General features: G+C 60.6%; 13 protein-coding genes. 10 read left to right on the forward strand and 3 right to left on the reverse strand.

Going from position 1 to position 12,948, the window contains the following annotated elements:
• Positions 1-113: 113 nt before the first annotated feature.
• From QQJ96_RS12880 to QQJ96_RS12890, 3 genes are all read left to right on the forward strand, one after another.
• Positions 114-1,451 carry an amidohydrolase family protein gene (locus tag QQJ96_RS12880; protein WP_284332405.1) on the forward strand — a complete coding sequence of 446 codons (1,338 nt, stop codon included), beginning with the start codon at positions 114-116 and terminating at the stop codon, positions 1,449-1,451.
• Positions 1,452-1,600: 149 nt separating this feature from the next.
• Positions 1,601-2,059: a L,D-transpeptidase family protein gene (locus QQJ96_RS12885; RefSeq protein ID WP_284332406.1), complete on the forward strand. Its 459-nt coding sequence runs from the start codon at positions 1,601-1,603 to the stop codon at positions 2,057-2,059.
• Positions 2,046-2,483, forward strand: a complete 438-nt coding sequence (locus QQJ96_RS12890; RefSeq protein ID WP_284332407.1) for a hypothetical protein — start codon at positions 2,046-2,048, stop codon at positions 2,481-2,483. The genes QQJ96_RS12885 and QQJ96_RS12890 overlap by 14 nt, the downstream gene beginning before the upstream one ends.
• Before the next feature lie 107 nt (positions 2,484-2,590).
• Here QQJ96_RS12890 and QQJ96_RS12895 read toward each other — a convergent pair whose 3' ends face one another.
• The 3 genes from QQJ96_RS12895 to hutU all read right to left on the reverse strand — a co-directional run bounded on the left by QQJ96_RS12895 (position 2,591) and on the right by hutU (position 6,316).
• Positions 2,591-3,811: a hypothetical protein gene (locus QQJ96_RS12895; protein ID WP_284332408.1), complete on the reverse strand. Its 1,221-nt coding sequence runs from the start codon at positions 3,809-3,811 to the stop codon at positions 2,591-2,593.
• Positions 3,786-4,115 carry a hypothetical protein gene (locus tag QQJ96_RS12900; RefSeq protein ID WP_284332409.1) on the reverse strand — a complete coding sequence of 110 codons (330 nt, stop codon included), beginning with the start codon at positions 4,113-4,115 and terminating at the stop codon, positions 3,786-3,788. Before QQJ96_RS12900 ends, QQJ96_RS12895 begins: the two co-directional genes overlap by 26 nt.
• Positions 4,116-4,645: 530 nt before the next feature.
• Complete coding sequence (gene hutU, locus QQJ96_RS12905) at positions 4,646-6,316, reverse strand: urocanate hydratase (RefSeq protein WP_284332410.1); 1,671 nt, start codon at positions 6,314-6,316, stop codon at positions 4,646-4,648.
• A 189-nt stretch (positions 6,317-6,505) separates the two neighbouring features.
• On the opposite strand from hutU, the gene QQJ96_RS12910 reads away from it, so the two are divergent.
• From QQJ96_RS12910 to QQJ96_RS12940, 7 genes are all read left to right on the forward strand, one after another.
• Positions 6,506-7,072 (forward strand): hypothetical protein, encoded by a 567-nt coding sequence (locus tag QQJ96_RS12910; RefSeq protein ID WP_284332411.1) that lies wholly within the window; start codon positions 6,506-6,508, stop codon positions 7,070-7,072.
• 161 nt (positions 7,073-7,233) lie between these two features.
• Positions 7,234-8,313 carry a catalase family peroxidase gene (locus tag QQJ96_RS12915; RefSeq protein ID WP_284332412.1) on the forward strand — a complete coding sequence of 360 codons (1,080 nt, stop codon included), beginning with the start codon at positions 7,234-7,236 and terminating at the stop codon, positions 8,311-8,313.
• Entirely contained in the window at positions 8,310-8,858 is a 549-nt protein-coding gene (locus QQJ96_RS12920) for a cytochrome b (protein WP_284332413.1), read from the forward strand. The genes QQJ96_RS12915 and QQJ96_RS12920 overlap by 4 nt, the downstream gene beginning before the upstream one ends.
• 75 nt (positions 8,859-8,933) lie before the next feature.
• Positions 8,934-10,448, forward strand: coding sequence for an AlkA N-terminal domain-containing protein (locus tag QQJ96_RS12925; protein WP_284332414.1), 1,515 nt, complete (start codon positions 8,934-8,936; stop codon positions 10,446-10,448).
• A complete protein-coding gene (locus QQJ96_RS12930) occupies positions 10,445-10,972 on the forward strand; it encodes a methylated-DNA--[protein]-cysteine S-methyltransferase (RefSeq protein WP_284332415.1) in 528 nt (175 codons plus the stop codon). Before QQJ96_RS12925 ends, QQJ96_RS12930 begins: the two co-directional genes overlap by 4 nt.
• A gap of 35 nt (positions 10,973-11,007) precedes the next feature.
• The gene (locus tag QQJ96_RS12935) at positions 11,008-11,523 is read left to right on the forward strand and encodes a cupin domain-containing protein (RefSeq protein WP_284332416.1); all 516 of its coding nucleotides are present in this window, start codon (positions 11,008-11,010) and stop codon (positions 11,521-11,523) included.
• 39 nt (positions 11,524-11,562) lie between these two features.
• Positions 11,563-12,801, forward strand: coding sequence for a TIGR03862 family flavoprotein (locus tag QQJ96_RS12940; RefSeq protein WP_284332417.1), 1,239 nt, complete (start codon positions 11,563-11,565; stop codon positions 12,799-12,801).
• The last annotated feature ends 147 nt before the right edge of the window (positions 12,802-12,948 follow it).

Here is a 12,948-nt window from a genome sequence, read left to right on the forward strand (position 1 = left end):
ATCCCAGCATCGCCTGCTATAAAGCAGCTGGGATTGTCATCCCAGCCTACGTACTTGCGACTCGTTCTTGCTATAAATGACCGATCCGGCCGACAAGATTCTGGGGAGCAGCTATGTCGAAGCATCGGTTCCAGCGCCTTGCCGCGTTGTTCGGCGGCATGTGGCTGGCCTGCGCCATGAGCGCATCCGTGGCCCAGGCGGGCACTGCATCGTCCGCCAAGCCGGCCGATCACCCCTGGCTGCTCAAGGCCGATCGCGTGTTCGATGCGCGCAGCGAACAGGCACATGCCGGCTGGGTGGTCCTGGTGCAGGGTGACAAGATCACCGCGGTGGGCCCTACTTCGGAGGTCCATGCGCCGCCCGGCACGCAAACCATCGACCTACCCGGTACCACCCTGCTGCCCGGCCTGATCGACGCGCACTCGCACATCTTCCTGCATCCTTACAACGAGACGCTGTGGGACGATCAGGTGCTCAAGGAAACGGTGGCCTATCGCACCATCGAAGCCGTGCAGCACGTGCACGATACTTTGATGGCCGGCTTCACCGCTCTTCGCGACCTGGGCACCGAAGGGGCGGGCTATTCCGACGTGGATGTGCAACGCGCCATCAACGAAGGCCTGATCCCTGGCCCCCATCTGTTCGTGGCGACGCGCGCCACCATCGCCGCACATTGTTATGGCCCCGGCCCCGAAGGCTTTCGCACCGACCTGAACCTGCCCCAGGGTGGCATTCCGGTCGCCGGTGTGCCGCAAATGATCGATGCCGTGCGTGATCAGGCCGGCCACGGCGCCGACTGGATCAAGATCTATGCCGACTACCACTGCGGCAAGAGCAAGGGCGCCATGCCCACTTTCAGCGAGGAAGAACTGAAAGCCGGCGTCGACACCGCCCACTCGTTGGGCCTTCCCGTCTCCATGCACTCCACCACCGCCGAAGGCATGCACCGCGCGGTGCTGGCTGGCGTCGACACCATCGAACACGGCTACGGCGGCACACGCGAAGTGTTCGAGTTGATGAAGCAACACAATGTCGCTTACCTGCCGACCTTGGAAGCCGAAGCCGCCTACGCCGAATACTTCCATGGCTGGAAACCTGGCCAGCCACCTACGGCGGACATGCAGCAGGCCGCCAACGCCTTCAAGTTCGCCATGCAAGCCGGCGTCACCATCGGCTGTGGCAGCGACGTGGGCGTGTTCACGCACGGCACCAACTACAAGGAACTGGAATGGATGGTACGCGACGGCATGTCACCCGCGCGGGCGCTGCTGGCCGCGACGGCGGTGGACGCGAAGATCCTGCGCCAGCAGGATCAGTTCGGGCAGCTCAAGGCCGGGCTGGACGCGGATGTCATTGCCGTACAAGGGGACCCGACCCAGGACATCAGCGCGATCGAGCAGGTGCCGTTCGTGATGAAGGCCGGGATCATTTATAAACAGGCGAAAAACTGACCACGGCCGCCGTTTTGACCGACTAATGCAATATGGGAGGCTGATCATCTAGGATCAGCCTCATGGTCACCCCAGGGGGGCCATGGATGTCATATCTCGAGCTTCGTTCCCAAGCTGTCCCACTGTGAACATGGAAAAAAGGCTCCCTTATGTCAAAACTGCATTACGATGGAGAAAAGCACCAGGTTTCCCTGATCAGCAAGGACGGGAAAACCTTAGGTACGTGGACTGCCTATAACAACGTCGACAGTCACGCCACGGTCAAATCCCACCTGCCGAACGGCAGCTATCAGGTTCAAGACAAAACCGCTCCGCACCGTCACGCGGCCGACCCCAATGGGCCTTATGGCTCCTATGGCATCATCCGCTTCGATGTCCCGAACCATTCAGGAATAGGCCTGCATTCCGGCCGCGCCAATGCCAAGCACCTGCCAGGCCCGCAGCATCCCACCATGGGCTGTATACGCACCTCGGACGAGGCCATGCTGGCGATCAAGGATGCGATAGCCAGTGATCCGCTCACGGTCATGGAAGTAGCCGGCAACCGTCAGGCGCAGGCCCACTACGGTCATCATCTGCATGGACACAAAGCCCATGTGCATCCGTAAACTCGCCTTTGTCGGGCTATCGCTGCTCGCCGCGGGCTGTGTCGCGGCACATTCGCATGCAGCCGCCTGTACTGCTACCCAGGCCGAAGCCGCGGATGCTGCCGTGGACACGCTCAATAGTTGGGCGGCCGTCGATGCGTTCCGCGTGAAGTTCAAGCAGTGCGATGACGGCAGCATTGCCGAAGGAAGCTCCGAAGCCGTCGCCCGCCTGCTGGTCGATCATTGGGATACGCTGCACCAGCTCTCGCCCCTCATCGCGAAAACACCCGCGCTACGTTCATTCGTACTGTGGCATATCAATTCAACGCTGGACACCGGCGATCTGGACAAGATCAAACAGAATGCCGGGCACTGCCCGAACGGCATGCAGGCTTTGTGCAAGAGCATTGCAAAAGCCGCGGTAGAGGCTTCTAGCGCGCCTTGATTAGCCCGCTCGTCGCCCCGGTAGCACCCGGGGTGACGAATGGTTCGTGCTTTGGGTTTCCACACCCGCTGGTGTCACCTCCCTCGCCCGCGTCGGACCCCAAAATCCTATTTAAACAACATTGTCGTGTCGGCGCCGTAATATTTTTTAAAAAAAGCAAAATAACCCTCAATAAACCATGAAGGCGAGGCTGCCGTTGGCAATGGCCGAACCTGCATAGGCACGGAATCAAGCGACAAACCGGAGTCAAAGACGGGCACCGAATTTGTCAGCGCAGCGCTATAGGCCTGCTTGATTTTCAACGACGCTTCATATTGTTCCGACGCCCCGTCCAATACACGAACCATGGCAGAAGAAAGAAAAATAGCGACGACAAAAACCCTGGCCGTATCCACCATGGAATTGCCGCGGAACAGCCATATCAGCGGAACAGAAATTGCCAACACGGCAAAAAGCTCCGCAACAAGAAAAAAACCGCCCCACGGATAGTTACGAAAGTCAAAATAATCTGCCCCCGTCTTCAGCGATATCGCGGCGGTGACAATCGCCGTGGGAAAAATAACCATCAATAAAAATCCAAGCCACCTTATCATCGCAAAATTTGGCAACCCAAATATTGCGATAATCGCCGAACCACCCTTTCCTCCACGACGCCAAAAGGCGATGAATACCAACAAAATGCCAGGCACGACGAGCCCCTCCACCAGGCTCAAGCAATGCTTTTTAGCATCATGCGATAAGTGGCCGCTTGCAAAGAAAAAATCAATGACCTGCCTCGCGACTGATAAATTTTCCCCGCCAAGGACCCTATTCGAGTAAACTGCGGTAACGAGCAACGCAGTTCCGCAGCAAATCATCAAAAAAAAAGATATTGCGACGTATTGACTACGCCAGGCGTCACGCAATCGCTGAGGCCAGTTTAATATCAGCGCAAACGCAACTGCCATCAACATGATTCCGCTGTAGGCTTCCAACGTAAACGCTGCAATGAATGCAAGTACCGCAAGCCATGGCGCAGGAACGTGGCGATCGCCTGATAGACGCCAAGAGGGCATCAACTTGAACAATTCCGCAATAACCACAAATCCGACAAAAGCCGGAAGTTGATAGCAAACAAAATACACCTCATTAACCCATTTAAAGATAAGCAAAATCACAAATGCCATATAGGCCATCAATAAAACACCTCCAGCCGCACCTTGTCGCCTCCCGTCTGCGACATGACCCATCATATAAACCTGATTAGCCACATACTCTTTAACAATCAATATGAATAGCGAAAAAATTGTCGCATTAAAAATCTTAAAAAAAAAGAAAGAAATCAACACCAAACAGCGACTTGACCGGAAAATAAATCATATCAAACAGATGGACGAGTAAATTACGTCCATACATGTCAAACACTCTGTTAGGTATCCAGTCTGGCTTGAAGCTTGGCAAGAATATGCTTTTGCCGTAACTGCCCTGCATGTGGACGACGTCGTCCCCATTGACGTATACCCTGCTATAGGTCACACACCAGGAGACGAAAAAAACCGCAATGGAACTCAGGTGTCTTCCTAAGGCCCCTGACTTCCATTCTTGCTGACTTGGACCGCCCATGTCAGACAACGTAGTTTTTCGTACATCCATGCTTCTCTCCTTGTGTGACGGCGCGATACGCCATCTAAAAGATCTCCCGCCTGCCAGGCCACGAGTTCCGTCGTCCAGACAAAAGCCAAAGGCTTATGTGAAGACCGCAATCCTCTGAAGAACAGGGGCATTAGGTTCTTTCGCAAGGTCAAGGACAGAATCTGTCACCAAAGGTTCACAAGATCGGCAAATCAATCCCTGCTCCTTCGCATATTGCGCGGCACTTTCGTACCCGGCATCCGTATGCCGCATCGCGCCAGTAGCGTAGATGCCGGGATGACGATCCCTGCTTTCCATCCTGCTGGAATTACATCCCAGCCAACGAATTGCCCGCACGGCAGCCATACTCACGCCACTTCAATGACGCCGCCGACATGAGCATTGAGCGCATCCAGCTGTTCAGCTGGCACCGGCCATTGCATGTGATGGGACGGTCCCACCTTGGCCAAAATATCTGTTGAGTTCAGATATACGTGCGTAGGTTGGGGGGTGTACCCCAACCTACACAGCTCAAACGTACCGCAAGCGCGTTACAGCATCGGCAGATTAAGCCCCTGTTCCTTCGCGCATTCAATCGCGATGTCATAGCCAGCATCCGCATGGCGCATCACGCCAGTGCCAGGATCGTTCCACAGCACACGAGCAATACGCTTGTCGGCCGCTTCAGTGCCATCGCATACGATCACCACGCCGCTGTGCTGGCTGTAGCCCATGCCCACGCCGCCGCCGTGGTGCAAGCTCACCCACGTCGCACCACCAGCGGTATTGAGCAGAGCATTGAGCAGCGGCCAATCGGAGACGGCGTCGCTACCGTCCTTCATCGCTTCGGTTTCGCGGTTGGGGCTGGCGACCGAGCCGGAATCGAGGTGGTCGCGGCCGATCACGATCGGCGCTTTCAGCTCGCCCTTGCGCACCATTTCGTTGAAAGCCAGGCCGAGCTTGTGACGCTGGCCCAGGCCAACCCAGCAGATGCGTGCGGGCAGGCCCTGGAAGCTGATGCGCTGTTCGGCCATGTCCAGCCAGTTGTGCAGGTGCTTGTCGTCGGGAATCAGCTCCTTCACCTTGGCGTCGGTTTTCAGGATGTCTTCCGGATCGCCGGAGAGCGCCACCCAGCGGAACGGGCCGACACCACGGCAGAACAGCGGGCGCACGAAAGCGGGCACGAAGCCGGGGAAATCGAAGGCGTTGGCACAGCCTTCGTCCTTGGCCATCTGGCGGATGTTGTTGCCGTAGTCGAAGGTGGGAATGCCTTGGGCATGAAAGGCCAGCATCGCTTCCACGTGCTTTTTCATCGCTTGCTTGGCGGCCTTGGCGGTGCCGGCCGGATCGCTCTTGCGGCGCTCGAACCACTGTTCCACCGTCCAGCCTTGCGGAAGGTAGCCGTTGACCGGGTCGTGCGCGCTGGTCTGGTCGGTGACGGCGTCGGGTTTGACACCGCGGCGAACGAGTTCGGGCAGCACGTCGGCCGCATTGCCTAGTAAGGCAATGGATTTGGCTTCGCCAGCCTTGGTGTATTTCTCGATGCGAGCGAGCGCATCGTCCAGGTCGGTGGCTTGCTCGTCGACGTAGCGCGTATTGAGGCGGAAATCGATACGGCTCTGCTGGCATTCGATGTTGAGGCTGCACGCACCGGCCAGCGATGCCGCCAACGGTTGCGCGCCGCCCATGCCACCCAGGCCCGCGGTGAGTATCCACTTGCCCTTGAGGCTGCCCTGGTAGTGCTGGCGGCCCATTTCCACGAAGGTTTCGTAGGTACCCTGCACGATGCCTTGCGAGCCGATGTAGATCCACGAACCGGCGGTCATCTGGCCGTACATCATCAGGCCTTTCTTATCCAGTTCATTGAAGTGCTCCCAGTTCGCCCACGCCGGCACCAGGTTGGAATTGGCAATGAGTACGCGCGGCGCATCGGGATGGGTGGGAAACACGCCCACCGGCTTGCCGGACTGCACCAGCAGGGTTTCGTTGTCGTTGAGGTCACGCAGGGCGCGCAGGATGGCGTCGAAGCATTCCCAGTTGCGCGCGGCGCGGCCGATACCGCCATAGACCACCAGTTCGGCCGGGTTTTCCGCCACGGCCGGGTCCAGGTTGTTCTGCAGCATGCGGTACGGGGCTTCGGTGAGCCAGCTCTTGCAGGTCAGCGCCGTGCCATGCGGAGCGCGAATGGTGCGGGTGGTGTCGATGCGGGTGGGGGCGTTCATCGGGGGGTCCTGCGACGGCCATGGGAAAGCACCCATTATGGGCGCCCTGTTTCAGGGGCGCCAACTGCGCTGCGGCAAAAGCCGGCTCTTGCGCGTGAAGCTGCAACGCCAATTGACAGGCTTTTCACCGGCGCCCAGACTCGCCAACGGAAATCCCTGGATGACCTGCGCCCCCAACGCGGAGGCCTTATGCGCGCCATAGGCTCGAAGTTCCGGTCCACCGCTGTCGCTGTCCTGCTCGTTGCAACGAGCACTGCATGGGCAGCCGACAAGCCAGTCCCCACGGATGCCCAGCTCATCGCCAGTGCCATGCGAGCGGCGCCGCCAGGCGTTGCCAAGGGCGCAACCATCGTCGCCATGAATCCCGACGGCTCGATGCGTACGCTGCGCCAAGGCAGCAATGGCTATACCTGCATGCCGGACAATCCGGCCACGCCCGGCCCCGATCCAATGTGCATGGACAAGAACGCATGGGAATGGGCACAAGCCTATATGGCGCACAAACCGCCGCCCACCGGCAAGATCGGCGTGATGTACATGCTCGAAGGCGGCACGGACGCAAGCAATACCGATCCCTACGCGAAGCAGCCGCTGCCGAGCAACCACTGGATCAAGACCGGGCCGCATTTCATGATCGTCGGCGCCGATCCATCCTTCTACGACATGTATCCGAAGAATGCCGACCCTGATACGTCCATGCCTTATGTGATGTGGGCAGGCACGCCGTACCAGCATTTGATGGCGCCGGTGAAGTAGCCGCCTGGTATTTCGACATCGACGCGCATATCGCATGTGAATGCGCGCAGCACCGAACGAGCATCGAGAGTGCTTGGCGTGCGAGTGTGTGCCCATCTGTAACCGTACCACTGTCATGGACGAAGACAACCTGATGCATCCTTCCTGCCAGGACATGATCCATGCATGCTTCGCCTCCCCTTTCCGGCCGCAGCGTTGTGCAGCGACTTGCGCTGATCGGCCTTGTACTGCTCATTCTCGTCCTGAGCTTCGGGTATGTCGGTGGTTGGCTGACACCGCATCGATTGACCGCGCAGCAGCTGGTGAATCAGCTGCAAGCCAATGCTGGCGGGACATTCCCGGGCTACCGCCGCAATCACGCCAAAGGCGTGTGCGTGGCCGGTTATTTCGACAGCAACGGCCAGGCGCAGGCCTATTCGATCGCGCAAGTGTTCATGCCTGGCCGGACACCAGTAATGGGCCGCTTTGCGATTCCCGGCGGCAATCCCTATGCGCCAGACGGCAGCGCCCCGATCCGCAGCCTGGCCTTGCGCTTTACGCAAGCCAACGGCCAGCAATGGCGCACCGGCATGAACAGCATGCCGGTGTTTCTGGTTGCCACGCCGCAGGCATTCTATGAATTCCTTCAGGCCCAGCAGCCCGATCCATCCACCGGCAAGCCTAACCCCGCGAAAATGGGCGCCTTCTTTGCCGCGCATCCTGAAACAGCGGCGTTCCTCGCCTGGGTGAAGACGGCCAGGCCATCGGCCAGCTTCGCGACCGAAAGCTATTGGAGCTTGAATGCCTTCGTATTCGTCGATGCGAATGGCCAAAAGCACGCGGTGCGTTGGCGCGTAGTGCCGCAAACCAGTGGGACGTCAACCGGCGCCAGCGATGCGGATTACCTGGATGCCGATCTCACCCGGCGGCTGGCACAAGGACCACTGCGCTGGCATTTGGTGTTTACACTCGCCAATCCAGGCGATCCCACCAATGATGCGACCAAGGCATGGCCCTCGGATCGTCGCGAGATCGACGCCGGTACGCTGGTGCTTACCGGCACCGAAGCGCAGGAAAGCGGCGCCTGCCGCGATATCAATTACGACCCCACCATCCTGCCGCACGGCATCGAGATTTCCGACGACCCGCTGCTGCCCGCACGTTCTGCCGCCTACGCCACTTCCTATCTGCGCCGCACCAGCGAGGAAGCGCATCTTCCCGGCATAGCCACAGCCACCACCGAGCCGGAGACCCAGCCATGACGCGCTCATCCACCCAGTTCGTGCTTGCCGCCCGCGTGCTGCATTGGCTGATGGCAGTGATGATCGTGTCGATGCTATTCATCGGCGTGGGCATGGTGGCGTCCGTCTCCGAACGGCACGAATGGCTGCTTGCGATCCACAAGCCGCTCGGCATCGCGATACTCGTGCTTGCGATAGTCCGGCTCGTCGTACGCCTGCGCAATCCGCCGCCGCCCTTGCCTGAGGACCTGCCCGCCGTGCAGAAGCTAGCGGCGTATGCTTCGCACTACTTACTGTATGCGCTGATGCTGGCCATGCCCTTGGTCGGCTGGGCGATGCTATCGGCGGGTGGTTACCCGGTAATGCTCAGTCACTCGCTGCGCTTGCCGCCGATTTTTCCGGTGAACGCGGCAGCGTTCGCGATCCTTCGGCATACGCATGCGTGGCTGGCAGTGCTGTTGTTCCTGACGTTTCTGGCGCACCTTGGGGCGGCGCTGTATCACGGCCTGATTCGCAGGGATGGGGTGCTTTCGAGCATGACCGGCGTCCGTCACGATCTGGATTAGAGCGCAGGCAAGCAGGCTGGCGTTGATGTCCGAAAACGGCGAGTTTTCGGTTCGCGGCGGTGCTAGCCTGCAGCCATGACAGAAACCCACGCCTTCCCCACCCTGGACTCGCAAACCTGCGAGCGGGCCCGACTGAGCCGTGACGCGCGGTTCGACGGGCTGTTCTTCATCGCCGTCAGCACCACCCGCATTTATTGCCGGCCGGTGTGTCCTGCCTCGCCTTCGCCAAAGCGTGAGAACGTCACGTATTACACGACGGCCGCGGCAGCGGAATCGGCGGGATTTCGCCCTTGCCTGCGCTGCCGGCCGGAACTCGCGCCCGGCAATGACGCGTGGCAGCGTGGTGACCACGTGGTAACTCGCGCGCTGAAGCTGATCGAAGGCGGACTGCTGCAAGATCATTCGGTGGAAGAGCTTGCACGGCGCGTCGGCGTAGGGGCGCGGCAGCTGCGTCGTTTGTTCGTGGAGCGCCTGGGCGCACCACCCATCGACGTGCACACCACGCGCCGCTTGTTGTTCGCCAAACAACTGCTGACCGAGACGAACATGCCGGTCACGGATGTGGCGCTCGCTTCAGGCTTCGGCAGCCTGCGCCGCTTCAATGCCGCGTTTGCGCAAGCCAATCGTATCGCGCCGCGCGAGCTGCGGCGCAAACCACATGCGGGCAGCGATGACAGCCTGACGTTGCGCCTGCACTACCGGCCGCCTTACGACTTCGCTTCCCTGCTGGCTTTTCTGCGCGGCCGCGCCTTGCCGGGCATCGAAGTGGTCGACGACGAAAGCTATGCGCGCGTTTTCGGTCCTGCCCAAGCGCCGGGCTGGCTGCGTCTGAGCGCATGGCCGGAGCAGGAGAACGTGCTGCGCCTGCAGCTGCATTGCCCGCAACCAGCGCAGATGCTGTCGGTGGTCACGCGCATTCGCCGCATGTTCGATCTGGATGCCGATCCCCAAGCCATCGCCACGGCCTTGCAGACCACGGCGCATTTGCGTCCCTCATTGCGCAAATACCCCGGCCTGCGCTTGCCGGGCAGTTGGGACGGTTTTGAAGTGGCTGTGCGCGCCATACTCGGCCAGCAAGTCAGCGTGGCAGCGGCACGTACGCTTGCTTCACGTGTGGTACATCGCTATGGCGAAGCGCTGTCCATGCCAGTGGCACCCGGCCTGGATTGCCTGTTTCCCACACCGGAGGTATTGGCCGACGCGGATCTCAACGCATTGGGCATTACTACGGCACGCGCACAGAGCATCCGCGGCGTGGCTCGCGCCGTGCTCGACGGACGGGTGGATTTTAGGGTCGAGCAGTCGCTGGACGAGTTCGTCTCGCGCTGGGTGGCCCTGCCCGGCATCGGCGAATGGACGGCCCATTACATGGCGATGCGTGCGCTAAGTCATCCGGATGCGTTTCCCGCCGCCGATCTGATACTGCGGCGTGCCGCCTCGCGCGATGGCGACATGCTCAGCACCAAAGCGCTGACGCAACTGGCCGAAGCCTGGCGGCCGTGGCGCGCCTATGCGGTAATGCATCTTTGGCGCAGCGTGAGCACGCCAGCGAAGCTGCCAGCCACGCCACGACCTGGAGCCCTGGCATGAATCCATCGAACAACGCCATCTGGTACGACCATCTGCCCACACCGATCGGCAAGTTGCTGCTCGTGGCGGATGCGAAAGGATTACGTGAAGTCTGGTTCGAGACCGGCAAGCATCGGAAGGCGCCCGATGCCGCATGGGAGCACGATCCGGCGAAGCTCGCTTTTGCGCGCAAGCAATTGGAAGAATATTTTGCCGGCGAGCGCACGAGCTTCGATCTACCCCTGCACCCGATAGGGACGGCCTTTCAGGTGGCGGTATGGCAAGCGCTGGCGAAGATTCCATATGGCGCTACCATCAGCTACGGCGAACTGGCGCAGCGTATCGGGCAGCCACAAGCAATGCGTGCAGTAGGCGCTGCCAATGGGCGCAATCCTTTGCCTATCGTGCTGCCTTGCCATCGGGTAATCGGCGCAAACGGCAGCTTGACGGGATTTGGCGGCGGCCTGCCGACCAAGCGGTTTTTGCTGGCGATGGAAGATCAGGTCGCCCGAGGGGATTTGTTCGGCGTGGCTGCGATAAATTAGGGCCAATTGCTTTTCCCATCTCCACAGGCCACTGCATGACCGCCGCAGCTTCCGTTGTTGACGACCTCATCCGGCAGCTCAATCTTCAGCCGCATCCGGAAGGCGGCTACTACCAGCGGACGTACCAGAGCAACGAGTACGTCGTTAAAACGGACAACACACGGCGCCGCGCCTCGACAGGTATCTATTACCTGCTGCACGGCCAGGCGTACTCCGCCTGGCATCGTATTGATTCGGACGAGATGTGGCACTTCTACGGCGGTGACCCTCTGCTTATCCACGTGCTGGACGATGGCGGCGAGTGGAGGGTGCGGCGGCTTGGCAATCCGCTACTTGAGCCGGCTGCCTCGTTTCAACTCGTGGTGCCCGCAGGCTGCTGGTTTGCGGCGGAGCGCGAGGGAACGCTGGGCTATTCGCTGGTGGGATGCACCGTGGCGCCAGGATTTGAGTTCGATACCTTCGAGCTGGCCGATACACAGACGCTGCTGCACCGCTATCCTGCCCATGCAGACGTGATCCGGCGACTCAAGCCAGGCGGAAACGGCAACTAACTCTTTTACAATGCACGGATTCCTCCACCGCACCCGTGCATGCCATCTTCGCGTTCCTCCAACCTGATCATCATTGGCGGCGGCCCCGCGGGCCTGATGGCTGCCGAAGCCGCGCGCACACACGGTATCGAAGTCGATCTGTACGAGGCGAAGGGTTCGGTCGGACGCAAGTTTCTGATCGCCGGCAAGGGCGGCATGAACCTCACGCACGGTGAACCGCGTCCGGCCTTCGATCAACGCTACCGCGAACGCGCCATGCAAGTGGGCGCATGGCTGGATGATTTTGATGCCGATGCGCTGCGCGAATGGGCTCGCGGCCTGGGAGTGGCTACTTTCGTGGGCAGTTCGGGGCGCGTGTTTCCCAGCGACTTGAAGGCGGCGCCGCTATTGCGCGGATGGGTCCATCGCCTGCGCGAAAGCGGCGTGCGTTTTCATGTGCATCATCGATGGCTCGGTTGGCGCGACGATGGCGCCTGGCGCTTCGCCAACGCGGACGGCGAGTGTTTCGTGCATGCGCGCGCAGCAGTGTTGGCGCTAGGCGGTGGCAGCTGGCCGCAACTGGGTTCCGATGGCGCGTGGCAAACGCTCCTGGCAGAACGCGGCGCCGACGTTGCACCCTTGCAAGCGGCCAATTGCGGCTTCGATGTCGACTGGAGCGCGTATTTGTCTGCGCACCATGCTGGCGCACCGCTGAAACCTGTTGCCGCCCGCCTGCACGATGTCTCCGGGCACACTCCGATGCTGCAGGGAGAATGCGTGATCACGCAAACCGGCATCGAAGGCAGCCTGGTTTACGCGCTTGCGGCAAGTTTGCGTGACGCCATCGCCCGGCAGGGCCATACGGTGCTGGAACTGGACCTGGCGCCGGATCGGGCGCTGGATCGATTGCGCCATGACCTGGCCAAGCCACGCGGCAGCCGCACGCTAAGCGAGCATTTGCGGCGCCAGGCCGGCCTGGCCGGCGTGAAAACGGCCTTGCTGCACGAGGTGCTGGACCCGGCGCAACGGCAAGATCCGGATGTCCTGGCCCGTACCATCAAGTGCCTGCCCTTGCGCCTGCAACGGCCGCGCCCCATCGCCGAGGCGATCAGCAGCGCTGGCGGCGTGCGGCTGGAAGCCCTGGATGAAGCGCTGATGCTGAGCGCCCTGCCCGGGGTATTTTGCGCGGGAGAAATGCTGGATTGGGAAGCGCCCACCGGCGGGTATTTGCTGACGGCGTGTTTTGCGAGCGGGTATCGGGCGGGACATGCTGCGGCCGCGTGGTTAAGGATGTCCTGATCTCTTCCACGTGCCCGGCATGACGTCCAGAAGGCCCGCAGGGCGTGCCGCGTGGCACAGGGCAGACTGGCCGTCTGTTCAAGCCACGGGGCACGTCCTGCGGGCCTTCTGGACGTCACCCCGTCATTAAATTTTAAATGTTGGGGC

The organism is Dyella flagellata (assembly GCF_030160275.1).
Lineage (GTDB): Bacteria > Pseudomonadota > Gammaproteobacteria > Xanthomonadales > Rhodanobacteraceae > Dyella_B > Dyella_B flagellata.